The organism is Bacillus sp. AM1(2019) (assembly GCF_009906915.1).
Taxonomy (GTDB): Bacteria; Bacillota; Bacilli; order Bacillales; family Bacillaceae; genus Bacillus; species Bacillus velezensis.
Genome location: NZ_CP047644.1, coordinates 3,148,383 through 3,170,533, shown reverse-complemented (window position 1 = coordinate 3,170,533; position 22,151 = coordinate 3,148,383). Strand labels below are relative to the sequence as shown.

13 protein-coding genes, 2 rRNA genes, 1 pseudogene and 1 riboswitch are annotated in these 22,151 nt (G+C 41.4%); of the genes and pseudogenes, 12 read left to right on the top strand and 4 right to left on the bottom strand.

The features are described from left to right. Positions 1 to 41: 41 nt before the first annotated feature. From GNE05_RS15655 to GNE05_RS15640, 4 genes are all read left to right on the top strand, one after another. Entirely contained in the window at positions 42 to 6,920 is a 6,879-nt protein-coding gene (locus GNE05_RS15655; RefSeq protein ID WP_160182949.1) for a phage tail tape measure protein, read from the top strand. 463 nt (positions 6,921 to 7,383) lie between these two features. After that, complete coding sequence (locus tag GNE05_RS15650) at positions 7,384 to 7,530, top strand: hypothetical protein (RefSeq protein ID WP_154019386.1); 147 nt, start codon at positions 7,384 to 7,386, stop codon at positions 7,528 to 7,530. Further along, a complete protein-coding gene (locus GNE05_RS15645) occupies positions 7,520 to 7,972 on the top strand; it encodes a putative toxin-antitoxin system toxin component, PIN family (RefSeq protein ID WP_025649603.1) in 453 nt (150 codons plus the stop codon). Before GNE05_RS15650 ends, GNE05_RS15645 begins: the two co-directional genes overlap by 11 nt. A gap of 316 nt (positions 7,973 to 8,288) precedes the next feature. Next, on the top strand, positions 8,289 to 9,023 hold the full coding sequence (locus GNE05_RS15640; RefSeq protein WP_160182948.1) for a hypothetical protein: 735 nt from the start codon (positions 8,289 to 8,291) through the stop codon (positions 9,021 to 9,023). Positions 9,024 to 9,124: 101 nt separating this feature from the next. On the opposite strand, the gene GNE05_RS15635 is transcribed toward GNE05_RS15640, so the two are convergent. Next, the gene (locus GNE05_RS15635) at positions 9,125 to 9,490 is read right to left on the bottom strand and encodes a DUF1433 domain-containing protein (protein ID WP_104678860.1); all 366 of its coding nucleotides are present in this window, start codon (positions 9,488 to 9,490) and stop codon (positions 9,125 to 9,127) included. A 50-nt stretch (positions 9,491 to 9,540) separates the two neighbouring features. Between GNE05_RS15635 and GNE05_RS15630 the strand changes: the two genes are divergently transcribed. Then, positions 9,541 to 10,956, top strand: coding sequence for a lipase (locus GNE05_RS15630; RefSeq protein ID WP_160182947.1), 1,416 nt, complete (start codon positions 9,541 to 9,543; stop codon positions 10,954 to 10,956). A 12-nt stretch (positions 10,957 to 10,968) separates the two neighbouring features. Then, complete coding sequence (locus GNE05_RS15625; RefSeq protein ID WP_160182946.1) at positions 10,969 to 11,274, top strand: hypothetical protein; 306 nt, start codon at positions 10,969 to 10,971, stop codon at positions 11,272 to 11,274. A gap of 55 nt (positions 11,275 to 11,329) precedes the next feature. On the opposite strand, the gene GNE05_RS15620 is transcribed toward GNE05_RS15625, so the two are convergent. Beyond that, positions 11,330 to 11,632: a hypothetical protein gene (locus tag GNE05_RS15620; RefSeq protein ID WP_014417471.1), complete on the bottom strand. Its 303-nt coding sequence runs from the start codon at positions 11,630 to 11,632 to the stop codon at positions 11,330 to 11,332. A gap of 88 nt (positions 11,633 to 11,720) precedes the next feature. After that, on the bottom strand, positions 11,721 to 11,948 hold the full coding sequence (locus tag GNE05_RS15615; RefSeq protein ID WP_160182945.1) for a helix-turn-helix domain-containing protein: 228 nt from the start codon (positions 11,946 to 11,948) through the stop codon (positions 11,721 to 11,723). A gap of 181 nt (positions 11,949 to 12,129) precedes the next feature. On the opposite strand from GNE05_RS15615, the gene GNE05_RS21430 reads away from it, so the two are divergent. From GNE05_RS21430 to GNE05_RS15600, 4 genes and pseudogenes are all read left to right on the top strand, one after another. After that, a complete protein-coding gene (locus GNE05_RS21430; protein ID WP_267543624.1) occupies positions 12,130 to 12,258 on the top strand; it encodes a hypothetical protein in 129 nt (42 codons plus the stop codon). Positions 12,259 to 12,270: 12 nt separating this feature from the next. Further along, positions 12,271 to 12,582, top strand: coding sequence for a hypothetical protein (locus GNE05_RS15610; RefSeq protein ID WP_160182944.1), 312 nt, complete (start codon positions 12,271 to 12,273; stop codon positions 12,580 to 12,582). 14 nt (positions 12,583 to 12,596) lie between these two features. After that, on the top strand, positions 12,597 to 12,992 hold the full coding sequence (locus GNE05_RS15605) for a hypothetical protein (protein ID WP_160182943.1): 396 nt from the start codon (positions 12,597 to 12,599) through the stop codon (positions 12,990 to 12,992). Between the two features lie 1,996 nt (positions 12,993 to 14,988). Continuing rightward, a pseudogene (locus GNE05_RS15600) lies at positions 14,989 to 16,236 on the top strand (flotillin family protein); the annotation flags it as partial. A 30-nt stretch (positions 16,237 to 16,266) separates the two neighbouring features. Here the strand turns inward: GNE05_RS15600 and thiT are convergent. Further along, the gene (gene thiT, locus GNE05_RS15595) at positions 16,267 to 16,848 is read right to left on the bottom strand and encodes an energy-coupled thiamine transporter ThiT (RefSeq protein ID WP_061862514.1); all 582 of its coding nucleotides are present in this window, start codon (positions 16,846 to 16,848) and stop codon (positions 16,267 to 16,269) included. A gap of 99 nt (positions 16,849 to 16,947) precedes the next feature. Next, a riboswitch (TPP riboswitch) is annotated at positions 16,948 to 17,048 on the bottom strand. Positions 17,049 to 17,413: 365 nt separating this feature from the next. On the opposite strand from thiT, the gene GNE05_RS15590 reads away from it, so the two are divergent. Both GNE05_RS15590 and GNE05_RS15585 read left to right on the top strand, forming a co-directional pair. Continuing rightward, positions 17,414 to 18,963 (top strand): 16S ribosomal RNA (locus tag GNE05_RS15590). A 233-nt stretch (positions 18,964 to 19,196) separates the two neighbouring features. Continuing rightward, positions 19,197 to 22,126 (top strand): 23S ribosomal RNA (locus tag GNE05_RS15585). Together the 16S and 23S rRNA genes form the textbook arrangement of a ribosomal RNA operon. Positions 22,127 to 22,151: the final 25 nt, after the last annotated feature.

Below are 22,151 nucleotides of genomic sequence, written 5' to 3'. Positions count from 1 at the left end.
TTTTTATTTGTAGAAAAATTACTAAGGAAGTGAAAGAACAAGTGTCTCAAAATTTAAAAATTGTATTAACTCCTGTGGCTGACACATCAACTAAGACTGTTCAGCAATTAAATAAAGATATATCCACACTTCAAAATAAAATCAATCCATTGAATCTCAAAGTAAGCTTTGACGACAAAGTTCTTAGAACTCTTGAAAGGTTTTCAAGTGCTTTTAAGCAAAGTGAAGAGGCATTAAAACACCTTAATCAGACAGTCAAAGAAAATATTACTGAGACTAAAAATGCAGATGGTTCTATCACAAGGCTTACACAGCAGTATAAGCGGAGTGGTGAAATCCATGAGAAAACACGGACAATCATAGACAACTCAACAAAGAGTTTGGAACGGGAATCAAAAGCAGCAAGTAAGCTCGTACAACAAATGGAGCGTCTTGGCCAAGCTCAAAAGAAAGTAACGAAACATGATGCAACTGGTCGTGTCACCGGAACAGTGACTAAATATAGAGATGAGTTTAAAGATGTCACCCATAGCACAGATAGGCACGGGGCAACTTTAGCTGTTAAAACCACAGAAAACTTTGACCAGCAACAAAAGGCAATAGATAAACTAAACCAAAAATTAGAGCAGCTTAGACAAAAAGGCCAACTATCCTCAACCGTCCTCAATAGACTATCCAGTTCAATTAACGCCGCAAGAACAACCTCTCAAATAGATCAGATCGTTAACAGAATGAAACGCTTGGATGACTCTGCAGCATTAAAAGCTAGAACTAAAGAGTTAGAACATCAATTAAGCCTGTATCAGAGACAAGCTAAATTAAATGTTAAATCTTTGACGGATAGGTATGGAACATCTATCAGTCCTGAGAACTCCAGAGCATTGCAAAACTATATTAATTCTGTGAATCAGCTCAATGTAAAGACACCAAATATTACCAGACAGATGCAAAGTCTTAGTATGCAGTTTAGAGAGATTCAATCTAATGCAAGCTCATCTTCAAGACAAGTATCTAGTTTTGGTGAGAAATTAAAGCAAGCTTTTACTGGAATGCCTGCTTACATGCTAGCCGGTTCTGCTTTATTTGGTGGGGTTACTGCTCTTAAATCAATAGTTTCTCAGGTTGTTGAAATTGATACGCTCATGACAAACATTCGTCGTGTAATGGATGAACCAGACTACAAATTTAATGAGCTTCTTCAAACGTCCATTGAATTAGGGGATTCCCTATCGAATAAAATCTCAGATATTCTTCAAATGACTGGCGATTTTGGACGTATGGGTTTTGATGAAAGTGAACTGTCCACTCTAACAAAAACTGCACAAGTCCTTCAGAACGTCTCCGATCTCACCCCTGATGACACCGTAAATACATTAACCGCAGCGATGCTCAACTTTAACATCGCCGCAAACGATTCCATTTCAATTGCAGATAAGCTTAATGAAGTCGATAACAACTATGCTGTAACTACAATGGATCTGGCTAACAGTATTAGAAAAGCTGGTTCAACAGCTTCAACTTTTGGTGTTGAATTAAATGATTTAATCGGATACACCACGGCCATCGCAAGTACCACTCGTGAATCAGGAAACATTGTTGGTAACTCATTAAAGACGATTTTCGCACGTATCGGGAATAACGAAAGCTCAATTAAAGCTTTAGACCAGATCGGAATTTCTGTAAAGACTGCGGGTGGAGAAGCTAAGTCAGCAAGTGAGTTGATTAATGAGGTAGCAGCCAAATGGGATACGTTAACTGATGCCCAAAAACAAAACACTTCTATTGGCGTTGCAAACATCCATCAATTATCTCGATTTAATGCAATGATGAATAATTTCTCTATTGCCCAGAATGCCGCAACGACTGCCGCTAATTCCGCTGGGAGTGCATGGAGCGAGCAACAGAAATATGCAGACAGCTTACAGGCAAGATTAAATAAACTTCAAAATAAGTTCACTGAATTAGCTGTAGCATCAGGAGATGCATTTATTAGTGATGGTTTAATTAATGCTGTATCTGTAGTTGGGGATCTTCTGAAAGCTGTTACTTCAGCTGTAAAGGGTATCGGATTCCTTCCAATTGCTTTTATGACAGCAAACTTTGCTGTAGTTGGCTTTAATAAGAATATGCGTTTGCTTCAAACAGCAATGATTTTTGGGGCGAATTCTTTAACTGAAGCCCAAAGAGCAGCAATTGGGATAGAAGCGGGAATGACAAGAGCTACAATTGCTACAAGGTCGTTTACTGTTGCCTGGAGAGGTATGTTGGCATCTACAGTAGTAGGCGTTGCCTTTGCTGGTATTGGTTTTGCTTTAGAAAAAATAATTACAGCATTCGCTGATGCAAAGAAAGCAAAAGAAGACTTTGAACAAAGTCAGCAAACCAACATTGAAGCCATTACAACCAACAAAGACTCTACAGACAAACTGATTAAACAATATAAGGATCTTCAAAAAGCTAAAGATTCAAGAACCCTTACATCTGATGAAGAACAGGAATACCTTCAGGTTACACAACAATTAGCACAATCGTTTCCGGCTTTAATTAAAGGCTATGATTCTCAAGGTAATGCAATTCTAAAGAGTAATAAGGCTTTAGAGGAGGCTATTAAGAATACCAAAGAATATCTTGAGCTCAAAAAGACAGAGACGAAAGACGGTGCTAAAAAGACGTTCGAAGACGCTTCAAAAGGAATTGAAAAGTCTAAGGACGAACTGAAGCAGTATGAGAAGATGGCCAAAGAATATTCAAAAGGCAAGAATTTCTGGTCTTTCTTAGAAAGTCCTATTTCAGATGAAAATGACTATAAGTTGGAAGCTGATAAAGCACAGCGGAATATAAATAGGGTTCAAAATGATATCTCTAGCGGTAATGCAAAAGTTAGGGACAGCGTACTATCCATTGCAGAAGCTTACAGTAAAATTGATATCAGCAATACGTTAAAGGCAAGTCTCGCTGATATTGTTGATAAACTTACTCTAAAAGACGACTTGAATCCTGAGGATCTTGAAAAATTCTCTTCTGCACTGGGTAAACTTCAAGAAAAAATGCAATCAGCGTTGAATTCAAACGATGAAAAAGCATTTGATAGCGCAAAAAAAGACCTGCAAACCCTTTTAGAGACCTATGCTGACTCTGGTTCATCAATTGATGTCTTTAAGTTGAGTTTTGATAAGGCACAAAAGAACATTAAAGATGGCGACAAAGCCGTTTCATCTGTTAAATCTGAAGTTGGTGATTTAGGTGAAACCCTTGCTGAAGCAGGTAACGAAGCTGATGATTTCGGTCAAAAGCTAAAAAAGGCGCTTGAAGCAAATGATATCAATCAGATTAAGGATCTTATTAAAGAACTCTCAGAAGGAATAAAATTTGGCTCTGTTCAAGATATCCTTAACGGAGATGTTTTTAATAACACCAAAGAACAAGTTGCGCCTTTAAATGAGCTTTTAGAAAAGATGGCTGAAGGAAAGAGCATTTCTGCCAATGAAGCTAATGCTCTAATCCAAAAAGATAAAGAATTAGCCAAAGCAATAAGTTATGAAAATGGTGTTATAAAGGTTAACCGAGATGAAGTAATTCGTCAGAGAAAAGTTAAACTTGATGCGTATGATGACATGGTTCGGTATAGCAATCACCTAATGAAAACCGAGGTTAACAACGCTATTAAGACCTTAAACGCTGATACGTTAAGGATTGACAGCCTTAGAAAGCTACGAAGAGAGCGTAAACTTGATATATCCGAAGCAGAATTGTCTCAGCTTGAAGTTAAATCAATTAACAATGTAACTGATGCGAAGAAAGAATTACATAAGATTGAAAAGCAAATGTTACAGCCTGGTGGATACTCGGATAGTGAAAGATCCCAGATGGATAGTGTAAGGTCGGCTATCCAAGCTTATATCTCAGCATCAGAAGAAGCTGCATCTACCCAGGAAACAAATAAACAAGCGTTAATAGAATCAGGCACTTCCCTTGAAAAATGGACAGACGAGCAAGAGAAAGCAAATGAAGAAACCAAAACATCTACTTATGTAACTGATAAGTATAAAGAGGCTTTAGAAAAGGTATCATCTGTAATTGACGAACAAAACAAGAAGTTAAACGACTATGCAAAATGGTCTCAAAATTACAGAAATAACCTAAAGAAAGAAATCAAAGAGCTCCAGCAAAAGAAAAAGCTCATGCAGGAACAAGCCAAACTTCTCAAGGATCAAATTAAATCTGGTAATGTTCCTCAGTACGGTATAGTTACCTCTTCCCTTTCCTCTGGTTCATCTTCTGGTGGTTCTTATTCTTCCGGTGGCGGGTCTTACTCCGGTAAATACTCCAGCTACATTAATTCTGCCGCAAGCAAATACGGTGTTGATCCAGCTCTAATTGCAGCTGTAATCCAACAAGAATCAGGATTCAATGCAAGGGCTCGTTCTGGAGCCGGGGCTGCTGGTTTGATGCAGTTGATGCCTTCCACTGCTAAAAGCTTAGGTGTAAACAATGTTTATGATCCTTATCAGAGCATTATGGGTGGCACGAAATATTTAGCTCAACAACTAAGCAAATTTGGTGGCAATGTTGAGAAAGCACTTGCTGCTTATAACGCAGGGCCTGGTAATGTAATCAAATACGGCGGCGTCCCTCCTTTCAAGGAAACTCAGAATTATGTACAGAAGATCATGTCAAATTACACCAAGTCAATGACTTCTGCTAATTCCTCCATTGCAAGCTACTACACGAAGAACAGTGCGTTTAGAATAAGTTCTAAATATAATGCGCAAGATGGCGCTTACCGATCAACTCCACATAAAGGTATCGACTTCGCAGCGAAAGCTGGAACCGCAATTAAATCCGTTCAGAGTGGAAAAGTTCAAATTGCTGGTTATAGTAAAACTGCCGGTAACTGGGTTGTCATTCAACAGGATGATGGAAAAGTTGCTAAGTATATGCATATGCTTGATACCCCTTCTGTTAAAGCCGGTCAAACTGTTAAAGCTGGCCAGACCATTGGTAAAGTTGGCAGCACGGGTAATTCAACAGGAAATCACCTTCATCTTCAAATTGAGGAAAACGGAAAGACGATTGACCCTGAGAAGTATTTAAAAGGTGTCGGTACATCTATTTCAGATGCATCTCAAGCTGAAGCAGAACGACAACAAGCAATAGCGCAAGCTAAATCCGACCTCCTCTCCCTCCAAGGTGATATCAGTTCTGTTGGAGAACAAATAGAAGAGCTTCAATACGAAATTGTACAGTCAAAGCTTGATGAGTTTGATAAGCGTATTGGTGACTATGATTTGGCAATTGCCAAGAACCAAGCCTTAGCAAGTCATTATCTGTCAGACAGTAAACAGTTTAGAAAATATACTGCAGAACAGAAAAAAGCAATGGCTGAACAGCAAAAGATTCAGAGTCAAAAGGTTTCATGGATACAAAAAGAAATTTCAGCCAATAAGAATTTGAATTCTGCCCAAAAAGCTCAACTTAAAGAAGAGCTGAAGCAAGCTAAAATAGACCTTATCAACTTTCAAGAGCAAGTAAGGGAATTGCAAGGGCAAATAGTTCAATCTAAAGTAGATGAAACTTTAAAGTCAATTCAAAAATCATCAAATAAGACTGAATCCAAAATTAAAGACGTTGATAATAAAATATCAATGACTGAAAAAGACAAGGATAAGGTCAAATATTATAGTCAGCAAGTCAAATTAGTACAGCAACAACAGGCTGAGGCCAAAAAGTACATCAAGCAATTAGAGGAACAGAAAAAAGCAGCAAAGGGCTTTCCAGAAATACAAGAGCAAATTACAACTGAGATCGAAAATTGGAAAGATAAACAGAAAGATTTTAATCTGGAGCTTTATAACACCAAAAAATCGATCAAGGACATTTATAAATCTCTTGCTGATGAAGTTGTCTCTATCTACAAAGAGATGTACGAAAAGATGCGTGATATCGAATTAAAAGCGCACCAAAAAGCTACACAAGACTTGATTGATGAGATTGATAAAACTGATGATGAAGCTAAATACCAAAAAGAGCTCAAAGAAAAGAATCAGGCTATTCAAGAAACCAAAGAAAAGATCAGTAAATTATCCCTTGATGACTCAGATGAAGCGAAATCACAGGTTAAAGACTTAGAGAAGCAGCTTCAAGAACAGCAAGAAGCATTGGATGAGTTCCTTAAAGATCGTAGTAATACGAAACGTAAGGAAGCACTTCAAGACCAACTTGAAAAAGATCAGGATGCCATAAATGACAAATATGATAACCTGACGAATGATGAGAGAGAATTCAAGAAAATTGAAGACAAACTCATGAACGGGAAAATCACTGACATCTCTAAGCAACTGAATGAATTCTCTAAGTTCATTAACAGCAATATGGAGTCCATTGGGAAAAGCATCTCTAATAACCTTATTGATAAGCTTAAAGAAGCTTCTAATGCCTTAAATACCGTTGTCAAAGGCAATACCACCGGTCAAAAGGTTGCCAGGTTTAAAACTGGAGGGCATGTAGGTAAACTACCAGCGGCTGGTGCTCTCGCAGTAGTGGATAGTGGAGAACTCATCTTAAATGAGTCAGACACAAAAAATATGCTTAAAGCAGTAGACACTGTACGTGAATTGTCGGAAAAAGATTTAAATGGTACCCCTTCTGCAAAGCCCGATTTAAGTAAGTATAAAGATTTCCTTAGTGATGTTTCGTTTGCTGGTGGTAAGTTTGGAATACCAAGTTTAAGTGCAAACGTTAAAACAAACGTTCCAGATTCTCTTGTTAGCAACAAAACAGAGACTTCTACAGTAAACAATGACTTTAACTTTACAGTAACCATTAAAGAAACTGGGAATCCTCAGAAAGCTGTTGATTTAATGTACAAGCAATTTACAAATGGCCTCAAAAACAAGGGGTTAAATTTCAACAACTCATGAGCCAGTATACATGCTGGCTCTATATAAAGCAGGAAACGCAACTGTTAAAAATTATGTAAAGCTCGAATTTTCAATTACAGAAGTCAGCAATGCAAAAGAGACAGCGAATATGGTGTTCAAGTAAATCACAAATAGTCCGAAAAAAAGGACTTAATTTTAATATTGGGTAACAGTGGTGTACTTCCAGTTCATTTTTCGAGTGGGAAGTACACCCTTTTTTGTCAAGCCATACTTTTGCCACTTATAAGTGAGGGTTTAAGAGCTTTTTGGAGCATTAACTGCATAAAACAAGCATAAGATAGCAAAAATAGGGGAAAAGGGTACTGAGAAGTGGAAAAAACTTGTTTATGATGCCTGATTGTATTACACTTATTGTACATTCACCGAACGCACAATGTGATTGTATAATAAGCAATCATTTTTGTGAGGTGTTTAGATGGATCGGAAAAAGGAGGATGAGAATATGGCTATTAATCATATGACAATTCCTAAAACTCAATCTGAGGCAATGAAGAACATTAGGCGTATTATGCAAAATAAGATGAAGGAAAATCGAATTTCTTACCAACAAGTAGTGAGATCTATCGAAGATGCGAAGAATGGGAGATAAAATTGTAGCAGATACATGCGTTTTTATAGAGAGTATATTTGGTGCTGAAGGAAATGATAGCGAAATATTTTTTGCAAGCCTTGAGCATAACGATGCAAGGCTTGTTTTTTCGAGAGAAATTATTGGTGAATTAATGTATATTTTAAAAAAGAAGTGTAATGACTTTTCTCTATCGGAAGAAGAAACTAAAGAAGTGTTGGATAATATAACTGCAATGTTCCAACTGGGCAAATCTGTGAACACTAAGTTTATGAGAGTTAAAGTTCCAAGAGTAAAAGATCCTGAAGACCAAATGTTCGTAATAGCTGCGTATGCTGCTGATGCGTCACATTTAGTAACTTTAGATAAAAAAAGCGGAATGTTAGATTTGAAGCATGTCCCTTTTATTTGTTGCACACCCGGTGAATATACTAATAATAATGATGAGCAGATTATCTCTTGAAAGTTCTTACATAACACAGAAGAAGACTACCGAACTGGATCGATGGTCTTTTTGTGTTTTATGAAACTGCTAAGTGTGATCCACCTATAAGTATGCAGTTATGGTATGAAGTTATAGTTGAAATGTAATGACAAGCCTCCCTGGTAATTTAACATACAGAATTATTAAACGAACTTGGGTTTATAACAGGCTTACATCTGGGAAGCATATAGGCATGTACAATAAACAGGCGTATCCTTATTGGATACGTCTTTTTTTTGTTGGAATAGCGAGTGAAATAACCGATAATAAGTAAAGATGGGAAGGGGAGGTTAATTTGTCAAAAAAGAAGATCATACTTCTAATATCAACACTAAGTGTTGTGGCAGTTGGTATTATTCTAGCTATAACAATTCCGATGTACATAAACAGATTGGACACCAGTAATTTAGACACAATTGCTGAGAAAGTGGGAAATGATAAGGGAGTTAAGAAAAACTTTAATCAGGTGTGGATGTCTAAAACCGATAAATCTAATGATAAAGTATATGACTTAGTTTTAGCAGCCAAGCCATCTTTCACCCAGTTATCGGATAAAGAAAAGTTACTTACAGTGGGTGAAGTAATGGAAATTACGCAGAAAAACTCCAACTTGAATAAAATAGACTGTGGGAAAGACAAGGTTTGTTCGATAGCTCATATTTTTGTTCACCCGGATAAACACGATAAGGTACTTAGATATGAAGTTGATTATGATCCATTAAATACCCCTGAAGAAAACACTTTACTAATAAAAGATCGTGTAGATGGTAATCCTGAATCAACTGGTTTCCAAAGAAGAGAAGTTACATACAGCGAAAATGATGATGAACAGTCTGAAGATGAAGATTATCAGGAGAAGACAATTGCTATTGGCATGACCAAGCAGGAAGTTATCCAACTTAAAGATTGGGGCAGGCCTAAGTCTATTCATAAGACAACGACAGCGTCAGGGATAAATGAACAATGGGTTTACGGTATTAGCAGATACCTATATTTTGATAATGGAGTATTAACAACAATACAAGAATAAAAAAGCTCTATCCTTAATCGGATAGGGCTTTTTCTTTCGGACATTTGAGTCTAATCTAAACAATAAATAAAACCCCTCACAAATAACTGTGAAGGGTTTATTTAATACTCACATACTTTATCTTCGCATTCCGGTTTTCGGGTAGCATTTACTTTGAAAACTCCAACTTCATCATTTGCCTTATCGTATATACCCCAAATTTTTTTGTCTTTGTTTCCGTTTAAATAGCCATTTATTGAAATACCACCCATTGGATTTATTTCATAATCATTGGTGTAATCAATTGACTGGATATCTTTATAGTTTGTTTCAATAAAATCATTCATTCTTTTTTTAGCCAAAGAGTACAACTCTTCCTTTTGCTGAGTTTCTTGGGCTTCCATTTTTTTGTCGTGTTGTTCCTTCATAAATATCCCTCCAAGTGTTATAATAACCAGAGCTATAAGGATAATTATGTATTTTTTCATAAAACCATCCTTTCTGTCTTACATTTTACATGAAGGAAGGGGTATTGTACATGAATACAAAGACTGACATACCTAATTTAACAGATAAAGAATACTATTTCCTGAGTCAATATACGTATGATGATAAGAGTCTAAAAGAGAGTTATGTAAATAAAGATCCTATTGAGACCACATCTAATAAAGCATTTTATGTAGATAAAATCAAAAAAGATCCAGATACAGGGCTAGATGTATACGTCTTTGTCCAAGCCAAGAAAAAAGAAGGTAAATGGGTAAAACCAAAAGAACCAGAAAATGTCGTTGTAGGTTTTCAAGGAACAAATCAGGAACAAATTAAAGCTGATGTTATAAGTGCAGATGGCGGCAACGTAGTCATGGGTAAAGACCCGAAAAAGAAAGTCCAATACATAATGAAAAAAGATGCGTCCGAAAACTCTAAAGCTATTGCCAAGTATAACGGCAGTATGGAACAAGCAATGATGATTAAGAGCGGAGAATACAAAATTGTCACTAAGACATCTCAATTTGATCAAGGTGATAAGCTCGTTGCCAATGAAGTGAAAAAGTATGCTGGCGCTAACACAGTGATTTCGACAACAGGTCACTCACTTGGGGGAGCAGATGCGGAATATGCCGGCGTAAACAATAATATATACAGTGTCGCTTTCAATAATCCATCCATTGTTAAGCTTCATGATAAAGAAACACAGAAGAAAATCAGAAATGGCGAATTTGATTTGTATCATAAAGCAATCATTAATCCTGATGACATGGTGGGTTCAGGTTGGTTTTTAGAATACGACAGACACAACGGAACAACTATATACACGAAAGACCCAAGCATCGCACGTCAAGATCGCGCTAACCGGCTCAATACATCTTTGGGTATTACTGGTATTTTAGGGAGTCTTATCACTTCATTCTATGGCCAAGCATTTGCAAAAAATCCTGATACTCATAGTATGATTGACGCTAACTTTAAATTTGATAAGAATGGTAATATCCAGAGTGTTGATGGCAGCAAAGGTGTTTATAACCAGAATATCGAATCGTTCTCATCTTATTCAGGTATGAATGGGCAAACCATTAAAGTGGATGCCAAGTATGCAAAAGAATTAGCTAAACGATTACAGGCAGCTATTGAAGACTTAAAAACAAAGAAACAAGTAATTGAACGATTCCCTCATGATCACAGCAAAATGGTTTATGACGTAAAATCTATTTGCGGAAAGAGATTAGGTGAATTCAAGGATTTAGACCCAAGTGATGTTGATAAAGCTGTATTGTTTCACGCACCTTATGTGAAAGATGGGGCAGCATTTTATGACTCAGAAGAACATTATCAAACTGAGGCTTCTCTTCATTATTTGATTAGAGATTTAGAGGATATTAGTGAATTCATTGTTAAAATGGCTGAAGATCTAAAAGATAAGGATGATGAATTAGCAAGCTGGTTACGGTTATAAGGGGGATTTAAATTGCCATATGGAGTTAATATGGATGCAGATGAATTTTACAGACGGTTACAACAGAATGAGGAATTAAAAAAAATTGTGGGTTCAAGTTTAAAATCCCATTGTCAGAGCCTAAAAGAAGACATAAAAAACGCATCAGATTTTTCTTCAGCACAACAGGTTATAGCTGAAGTGTATATTGCTTTACTCTCTTCATTTGAAGGTAAAGCTAAAGAAGCATTAGTCCAAAGGCTTAATGAAAATGCAACAATGCTTACCAATGCCACTGAGGGCAGAAGTGCTTTTCTGAGAAGTATTAAGACTAAATAGTTAAAATAACCCCTTCACAAATTGTGAGGGGGTTTTTTATTGTCATTTGGGGCAATCAGTTTTTTAATCGACTTTCAACATCAAATAATCGCTTATTCAATAGCTCTGTTTTATTATCTACGTTCTGTATGTGTTTAAGATGAGCCGTAATATCTTTTGGCTGGTTCTCTTCAAGACGGTCTAACTTAACATTAATCTGATTGAATTCCTTCTTTGTATCTTCTCTGAATTCATTCATTTCCTCTTTAAATTCGTGCATCTCTTTTTTAAATGACTTCAAATCAGAAGCCACACCATCAATTTTGTTATCAATTTTCTTAATCTCATCTAATATCGCTTGAAGCATGTTGTTTTCCATCCCATTCACCTCTCCGTACAGTATAACAGCAATTGCAATACTTTTGATTGTCCACATTATGGACAATTGAATATTTCAATGGTTTTGTTTAAGACTCTTTAGAGTCATCCTCTACAAACTCTACAACTTCCTGGATTGGACAATCAAGGTACTCGCAGATCTTGTGTATTACAGAAAGCGCTACATACTCATCTTTGTTTAATTTAGCCATTGTGGCAGGAGCCAACTTTAAATCAGCTTTTAAATCCTGATTTGTTTTATCTTTCATGATCATTGTGAGCTTTAACGGCTTATAACTCAATTTTAATGGTTTCATTCTTTACTATCACCTACGAAAAATTCATATTGTTGAACATATTATAACACAACATGTATTTGAAAGATGCAAACGAATAAAAAAAGTTCGTGAAATGTATTGACGTATCAAATGCTTAAGTGTATTATAAATTCATGAAAGCGAAATTATTTTCATAAATGCGAAAAAAGGGGATAGTAAAGTGAAATCAACAGCTGAAAAAGAAACTAAGCCCTCAAATCAAGTTGTAATCAAAAAGAGAACCTTTTTAGGTGAATTCAAGCTTGAAGATTACATTGATCAACAATTCAAAATTGCACTGAGACAATGAGGAGGCCTTGAATTGAAGCGAATAACCATTCGTAGAAGTGATTTGGGTGACTTTCCAGCAATGTTGTTTTACAAGCAATTCGCCAGAAATGGCGAAGATGGTCAAGTACATTTGTATCAAGTCCTTAAAAGGAAGGATGGTAAATACGACAGTATCCATTCAGTATTCTTGGCTGAAGACATCAAATACAAAAACCTCAGAAGCTTAACCAATGCAGTAATTGATAAGTTGCTCAGTACACGATTATGGGATGCTCTCATTGACAATAGGGAGCTTGTTACACCGGAAGGCTATCAGATTCTTGATAAAAACAAAACTTACTAAAGGGGAAATAACCGATGCAAATTAACCGTCACACTGTAGGAACTAACGTAGCAAGCTTAGGAGCAATCACAAACGAGGAACGTTTTCAGGAATTGACGGATCATTTCAACTATTTTAGAGGGAAAATGTTCGAAGAAGAAAACAACTTCATTGAAACATACGACGATGGGAAACCTAAAAAGCGTCTCAGAATCTTCACAGATCTGACAATACCGGTTTGTGTTGAACTTGATGCGAATGATCGGAAAGACGGAATAGCAGCGTTAGTAGAAGCAGGAGAGATGGGTGTTAATTTCCCTCATATCATGTTGGATATGGGGGGAGGTAAAACAGTTATCCCAACTATAACAGACAATGTGTTTTACATAGATGAAAAAGCAACTGTGGTAGAAGTAGATGAAGATGAGTAAGACGGATTTACATAACGATCGGTTCTGTCAGGTTGTATTTGGGGGATTAATCGTAGTTGTACCAGCGTTAAGTATATTGGGTATAGCGTGGTTTGGGTGATTAGGAAGAGTGTCACCAGCACTCTCCTAATCTGATGGGTTAGTACACTCCCATTGTATTCAAACATAACAATTTAATCAAGGGGGTAGCGTTTTGCGAGCCCCTTAAAACTGAATACAGTCAGTCTATACTCCTGAGTTAAGGTGTTGTCTTTAGTGATGCCTTTTTTCGAAGGCTCCAATATGGCGCTATCGCCACAAGTGGCAACGAAAGAGACTGCCGTGGAATGCTCTAACACACGTAAAACTTGACAGGGTAGTGACTCAGCCGACGCAAAAAATGAGGATAGGATGCCTTCTGTGTTTCCCTATTTACACATGCATCTGAAAGGCGAAAGCTGCCATTAAGTGCTGACGAAGGATGGGTGTATCGTTTCTGACGATGCAGGACAAGCCATAAGTAGGAGAGTCCAATTTTGGACTTTCTGAACCTGTTAGGGACACTTGACACAGTAGGCTTGTTTGGGGAATAACCAACGACAAATAGGGTGAACACACGGATACCACAAGTTGATATACAATCAAGTTTCAGTCGCCTGCCTGAGTTTGTTTATTTTTTTTACAAGCAAATTCAGGCAGACAACTTGTCCAGCCGTTGTCCACAGTCTCAACCAATCAAGCAAAAAAACAAAAGAAAAGTCAAGACAAATAACACAGAAATTTGTGAGGTTCGTTGTGAACCTGGCAAGGTAAGAAACAGAGGGACAACATGTAGTTATGTCACTCTAAGTGAGGTCGTACCCAAAACGTATACGACCTTGTATCACTCGTTGACAAATTAGCAACGACTCATCCACGACCACAATAAGGTCGTAGACAAAACAACCACGACCTCGGTAAGCTCGTTGGTGAAATAACAACGACCTGAACGAACTAATAGTTAGCGCAGGTCAAAAGCTAAAACGTATATTGTACGTATCAGGTCAAAGGTTCGGAACATTATTCCTATCAGAGTCAACCAATCCATTTTTGGGGCGTCAAAGGATCGGAACATTATTCCGAACCTAGTGTGCTACTGTCCACTCTATATATTGTATATAGTGCCTAAAAGGGTGTAAGGATTGTTTACGCCCTCTAAACATCTAAAAGGGTGTGAATACTATTCCTACCCTTAGCGCAAAAGGTCAAATTGACCTGAGTATAGAGCTTGTGCAAATTTTGCACAAGTAAACAATATCATGTGGGGTGACAAATTGTCACAACTATATATTGATCCTCCCATTTTGGGAGAAATACTTCGACTAATTCAACGGTATGAATTAATTGTCGGAAATTCCGACAATAGAAATCTTATTCATTGGTAACAAATTGTTACGATCAATTATTGAGCTCGTACAAAATTTGGACGACCAAACGGTATCGTTTAATTGTGCCAAATTGGCACGAACTAATTCAAAATACAATATGATCAGGCAAAATTTGCGTGATCAACTCTAAAATGATTTCGGAAATTCCGAAAAGGTGAGCAGATATGAAATGATTACCGAAAATTTCGGTGAACAACAGATGATCTTATTACAAATTGTAATAAGAGACAAACTAAGTTGATTGTCCATAATGTGGATGAACAATGGGCGGAAGTTTCCGCTTAATAATAGGAGCTGGGTGAACGAATCGTTCAGTCTGCAAAAATGCAGAGTGTGGCCAGTGAATGATACCTAAATTTTCGAAGTCGTGTTTTTCGAACCGTCGTCAATTCTTGATTGTGACAATTTGTCACAATTAATCCGACGTTACGAAATGATTTTCGGGAATTCCGAAAAACAAAATTTACTTGAAGACCTACCTGTATCCTTAACCTACGAGATAGGCAAGGAGTCAAATTGACGTAGCGCCAAACATCAATCATGTTATAATGAATAAAACTCTAGGAATATCAAGGTTCTACAATGTTATACAAGGCGTGCCGGTAATGGCCGACGGAACCGCCATTATTAAAATCGGAGGCTCCATCGGTGAAATCGCAACAGCAGCTGAACAATTTTTGGGGAAATCTAAGGAAGACCGTGAGCAGGAGGCGCGGGAGGTGCTGGAGGGCCATCTGCGCTCCATCCTCGGCTCCATGACCGTTGAAGAGATTTATAAAAACAGGGAAAAGTTTTCTCAGGAAGTCCAGCGGGTCGCGTCTCAGGATCTTGCTAAAATGGGGCTGATGATCGTTTCTTTTACGATTAAAGACGTCCGTGATAAAAACGGCTATCTTGAATCATTAGGTAAGCCGAGAATCGCCCAAGTCAAGCGGGATGCGGACATTGCCACGGCAGAAGCGGATAAAGAGACGAGGATTAAACGCGCGGCCGCTGATAAAGACGCAAAAAAATCAGAGCTGGAGCGGGCGACGGAAATAGCTGAAGCGGAAAAAATCAATCAGCTGAAAATGGCGGAATACAGAAGAGAGCAGGATACAGCAAAAGCCAATGCCGATCAGGCATATGATCTTGAAACAGCAAAAGCCCGCCAGCAGGTGACAGAGCAGGAAATGCAAATTAAAATTATTGAGCGGCAAAAGCAGATTGAATTGGAAGAAAAAGAAATCCTGCGCCGTGAGCGCCAATATGACTCTGAAGTGAAGAAAAAAGCCGATGCTGACCGTTACTCGGTGGAACAAGCGGCCGAAGCCGCAAAAGCGAAGCAGCTCGCCGAAGCGGATGCCGAGCAGTACAGCATCGAAGCGATGGCCAAGGCGGAAGCGGAACGCGTGAGAATTGACGGTCTTGCTAAAGCGGAGGCTGAAAAGGCGAGAGGAGAAACCGAAGCGGAAGTCATCCGCCTGAAAGGTCTCGCAGAAGCGGAAGCTAAAGAAAAAATCGCCGAAGCATTCGAAAAATACGGTCAGGCTGCAATCCTTGATATGATTGTGAAAATGCTTCCTGAATATGCGAAGCAAGTCTCAGCGCCTCTTTCCAACATTGATAAAATAACCGTCGTTGATACGGGAGGAAGCGGTGAAAACGGCGGGGCCAATAAAGTCACAGGCTACGCAACCAATTTAATGGCCGGTCTTCAGGAAAGCTTAAAAGCATCTTCCGGAATCAATGTAAAAGAGCTTATTGAGAATTTTTCAGGCAAAGGAAACATAAAACAAAGTATAAATGAACTTACAAAAGAACTGAGTGATTCAAACAAACGGCACAGCCCGGAATAAAAAAACAGCAGGCGTAAACCGCCTGCTGTTTCAGTTCGTCCGCTTAGCTTCAAGAAGCCGCGGCGCAGTCATGAATAATAAGATAAGGACAATGGCCGAAAGGATAAAAGAAGGAATCATATAAGTCGCGTTATAGACGGACGAATAAATCCATACCGGCGTGCCCTTCGGAGCATAGCTTCCGAAAAAGACAGCTCCGGAGACCACATGTGCCGCATAACGCAGCACACTGCCGATGAAGACACCGCCTATAACATACATCGTTAAAGCGCCTCTTTTTTTATTCAATGCCGATTCCCGTACACCGAAAGCAAACAAGCCGCTGAAACCGAGGACTGCAAATGCCGCGATGTAATCAAGAAATAGCTGCACCGGGTGCTGCAAAAACAAATTGCCGATGGCGATCTGGACAATCCCTGTTAAAAAGCCTGTCGTAAGCCCGGCCTTCACTCCCCAGCGGAATGAAATCAAAAAAATCGGAATCATCATAATAGAGACCGAACCGCCTTGGGGCATCCGGAGAAACATACCTGAGACAATGTCAAGAATGACAGCCGCCCCGGTCATAATCGCTATTTCAATTAAGCGCACAAGCTGTGTTGAATGATTCATAGTTTTCCCCCTGGTCAGACAACCGTATCAAGGATAAACAAAAAAGCAGCGGGGGAAGGATGGGAAAAGGTCCGCGCGCTGCTTACATAAACTGCAAATCATTTGGCTTTGCCACATCCCTACGCCAGCGTTAACTAACAGGTTCAAAGGGTCAGAACAAAACGTTCACTCTCAGCTTTAATGCTCCCCTTGTGGTCATCAAGTATTTAGTTCAATCTTACTATACAAGAAAATATGCCAAACCACAAGACAGCTTATCTTTCTATAGAAGAGAAACTGAAATAAGTATGAAAGAAAATAATTAATGATTTTTTTAAAAAAACTATTGTCATATTTTCAAAAGGGTGTTATATTATTAAACGTCGCTGATGAACAGCAGACAACAACGAAAAGCTTCGGAAACAACTTAAAAAAAGTTGTTGACATAAAAGGAGCTGAGTGGTAAGATAATAAAGCTGCTTCAACAAGCGGTAATGATCTTTGAAAACTAAACAAGACAAAACGTACCTGTTAATTCAAAGTTTTAAATAAATCGCACAGCGATGTGCGTAGTCAGTCAAACACTTTATCGGAGAGTTTGATCCTGGCTCAGGACGAACGCTGGCGGCGTGCCTAATACATGCAAGTCGAGCGGACAGATGGGAGCTTGCTCCCTGATGTTAGCGGCGGACGGGTGAGTAACACGTGGGTAACCTGCCTGTAAGACTGGGATAACTCCGGGAAACCGGGGCTAATACCGGATGGTTGTCTGAACCGCATGGTTCAGACATAAAAGGTGGCTTCGGCTACCACTTACAGATGGACCCGCGGCGCATTAGCTAGTTGGTGAGGTAACGGCTCACCAAGGCGACGATGCGTAGCCGACCTGAGAGGGTGATCGGCCACACTGGGACTGAGACACGGCCCAGACTCCTACGGGAGGCAGCAGTAGGGAATCTTCCGCAATGGACGAAAGTCTGACGGAGCAACGCCGCGTGAGTGATGAAGGTTTTCGGATCGTAAAGCTCTGTTGTTAGGGAAGAACAAGTGCCGTTCAAATAGGGCGGCACCTTGACGGTACCTAACCAGAAAGCCACGGCTAACTACGTGCCAGCAGCCGCGGTAATACGTAGGTGGCAAGCGTTGTCCGGAATTATTGGGCGTAAAGGGCTCGCAGGCGGTTTCTTAAGTCTGATGTGAAAGCCCCCGGCTCAACCGGGGAGGGTCATTGGAAACTGGGGAACTTGAGTGCAGAAGAGGAGAGTGGAATTCCACGTGTAGCGGTGAAATGCGTAGAGATGTGGAGGAACACCAGTGGCGAAGGCGACTCTCTGGTCTGTAACTGACGCTGAGGAGCGAAAGCGTGGGGAGCGAACAGGATTAGATACCCTGGTAGTCCACGCCGTAAACGATGAGTGCTAAGTGTTAGGGGGTTTCCGCCCCTTAGTGCTGCAGCTAACGCATTAAGCACTCCGCCTGGGGAGTACGGTCGCAAGACTGAAACTCAAAGGAATTGACGGGGGCCCGCACAAGCGGTGGAGCATGTGGTTTAATTCGAAGCAACGCGAAGAACCTTACCAGGTCTTGACATCCTCTGACAATCCTAGAGATAGGACGTCCCCTTCGGGGGCAGAGTGACAGGTGGTGCATGGTTGTCGTCAGCTCGTGTCGTGAGATGTTGGGTTAAGTCCCGCAACGAGCGCAACCCTTGATCTTAGTTGCCAGCATTCAGTTGGGCACTCTAAGGTGACTGCCGGTGACAAACCGGAGGAAGGTGGGGATGACGTCAAATCATCATGCCCCTTATGACCTGGGCTACACACGTGCTACAATGGACAGAACAAAGGGCAGCGAAACCGCGAGGTTAAGCCAATCCCACAAATCTGTTCTCAGTTCGGATCGCAGTCTGCAACTCGACTGCGTGAAGCTGGAATCGCTAGTAATCGCGGATCAGCATGCCGCGGTGAATACGTTCCCGGGCCTTGTACACACCGCCCGTCACACCACGAGAGTTTGTAACACCCGAAGTCGGTGAGGTAACCTTTTAGGAGCCAGCCGCCGAAGGTGGGACAGATGATTGGGGTGAAGTCGTAACAAGGTAGCCGTATCGGAAGGTGCGGCTGGATCACCTCCTTTCTAAGGATTTTAACGGAATATAAGACCTTGGGTCTTATAAACAGAACGTTCCCTGTCTTGTTTAGTTTTGAAGGATCATTCCTTCAAAACATAGGAACACCTGCTAAATGCGCCACTTCCTGTGGCAACGCATGTGTTAGCATGTCCTATGCGTTGTTCTTTGAAAACTAGATAACAGAAGTAATTCACATTCAATTAGTAATGCAAGATATCACGTAGTGATTCTTTTTAACGGTTAAGTTAGAAAGGGCGCACGGTGGATGCCTTGGCACTAGGAGCCGATGAAGGACGGGACGAACACCGATATGCTTCGGGGAGCTGTAAGCAAGCTTTGATCCGGAGATTTCCGAATGGGGAAACCCACCACTCGTAATGGAGTGGTATCCATATCTGAATACATAGGATATGAGAAGGCAGACCCGGGGAACTGAAACATCTAAGTACCCGGAGGAAGAGAAAGCAAATGCGATTCCCTGAGTAGCGGCGAGCGAAACGGGACCAGCCCAAACCAAGAGGCTTGCCTCTTGGGGTTGTAGGACACTCTGTACGGAGTTACAAAGGAACGAGGTAGATGAAGAGGTCTGGAAAGGCCCGCCATAGGAGGTAACAGCCCTGTAGTCAAAACTTCGTTCTCTCCTGAGTGGATCCTGAGTACGGCGGAACACGTGAAATTCCGTCGGAATCCGGGAGGACCATCTCCCAAGGCTAAATACTCCCTAGTGACCGATAGTGAACCAGTACCGTGAGGGAAAGGTGAAAAGCACCCCGGAAGGGGAGTGAAAGAGATCCTGAAACCGTGTGCCTACAAGTAGTCAGAGCCCGTTAACGGGTGATGGCGTGCCTTTTGTAGAATGAACCGGCGAGTTACGATCCCGTGCAAGGTTAAGCAGAAGATGCGGAGCCGCAGCGAAAGCGAGTCTGAATAGGGCGAATTGAGTACGTGGTCGTAGACCCGAAACCAGGTGATCTACCCATGTCCAGGGTGAAGTTCAGGTAACACTGAATGGAGGCCCGAACCCACGCACGTTGAAAAGTGCGGGGATGAGGTGTGGGTAGGGGTGAAATGCCAATCGAACCTGGAGATAGCTGGTTCTCTCCGAAATAGCTTTAGGGCTAGCCTCAAGGTAAGAGTCTCGGAGGTAGAGCACTGATTGGACTAGGGGCCCCTACCGGGTTACCGAATTCAGTCAAACTCCGAATGCCGATGACTTATCCTTGGGAGTCAGACTGCGAGTGATAAGATCCGTAGTCGAAAGGGAAACAGCCCAGACCGCCAGCTAAGGTCCCAAAGTATACGTTAAGTGGAAAAGGATGTGGAGTTGCTTAGACAACCAGGATGTTGGCTTAGAAGCAGCCACCATTTAAAGAGTGCGTAATAGCTCACTGGTCGAGTGACTCTGCGCCGAAAATGTACCGGGGCTAAACGTATCACCGAAGCTGCGGACTGTTCTTCGAACAGTGGTAGGAGAGCGTTCTAAGGGCTGTGAAGCAAGACCGGAAGGACTTGTGGAGCGCTTAGAAGTGAGAATGCCGGTATGAGTAGCGAAAGAGGGGTGAGAATCCCCTCCACCGAATGCCTAAGGTTTCCTGAGGAAGGCTCGTCCGCTCAGGGTTAGTCGGGACCTAAGCCGAGGCCGAAAGGCGTAGGCGATGGATAACAGGTTGATATTCCTGTACCACCTCCTCACCATTTGAGCAATGGGGGGACGCAGGAGGATAGGGTAAGCGCGGTATTGGATATCCGCGTCCAAGCAGTTAGGCTGGGAAATAGGCAAATCCGTTTCCCGTGAAGGCTGAGCTGTGATGGCGAGCGAATTATAGTAGCGAAGTTCCTGATTCCACACTGCCAAGAAAAGCCTCTAGCGAGGTGAGAGGTGCCCGTACCGCAAACCGACACAGGTAGGCGAGGAGAGAATCCTAAGGTGATCGAGAGAACTCTCGTTAAGGAACTCGGCAAAATGACCCCGTAACTTCGGGAGAAGGGGTGCTCTGTTAGGGTGCAAGCCCGAGAGAGCCGCAGTGAATAGGCCCAGGCGACTGTTTAGCAAAAACACAGGTCTCTGCGAAGCCGTAAGGCGAAGTATAGGGGCTGACGCCTGCCCGGTGCTGGAAGGTTAAGAGGAGCGCTTAGCGTAAGCGAAGGTGCGAATTGAAGCCCCAGTAAACGGCGGCCGTAACTATAACGGTCCTAAGGTAGCGAAATTCCTTGTCGGGTAAGTTCCGACCCGCACGAAAGGCGCAACGATCTGGGCACTGTCTCAACGAGAGACTCGGTGAAATTATAGTACCTGTGAAGATGCAGGTTACCCGCGACAGGACGGAAAGACCCCGTGGAGCTTTACTGCAGCCTGATATTGAATGTTGGTACAGCTTGTACAGGATAGGTAGGAGCCTTGGAAACCGGAGCGCCAGCTTCGGTGGAGGCATCGGTGGGATACTACCCTGGCTGTATTGACCTTCTAACCCGCCGCCCTTATCGGGCGGGGAGACAGTGTCAGGTGGGCAGTTTGACTGGGGCGGTCGCCTCCTAAAAGGTAACGGAGGCGCCCAAAGGTTCCCTCAGAATGGTTGGAAATCATTCGCAGAGTGTAAAGGCACAAGGGAGCTTGACTGCGAGACCTACAAGTCGAGCAGGGACGAAAGTCGGGCTTAGTGATCCGGTGGTTCCGCATGGAAGGGCCATCGCTCAACGGATAAAAGCTACCCCGGGGATAACAGGCTTATCTCCCCCAAGAGTCCACATCGACGGGGAGGTTTGGCACCTCGATGTCGGCTCATCGCATCCTGGGGCTGTAGTCGGTCCCAAGGGTTGGGCTGTTCGCCCATTAAAGCGGTACGCGAGCTGGGTTCAGAACGTCGTGAGACAGTTCGGTCCCTATCCGTCGCGGGCGCAGGAAATTTGAGAGGAGCTGTCCTTAGTACGAGAGGACCGGGATGGACGCACCGCTGGTGTACCAGTTGTTCTGCCAAGGGCATCGCTGGGTAGCTATGTGCGGACGGGATAAGTGCTGAAAGCATCTAAGCATGAAGCCCCCCTCAAGATGAGATTTCCCATTCCGCAAGGAAGTAAGATCCCTGAAAGATGATCAGGTTGATAGGTCTGAGGTGGAAGTGTGGCGACACATGGAGCTGACAGATACTAATCGATCGAGGACTTAACCAATTTGAATGTATGCTTACTGTTATCT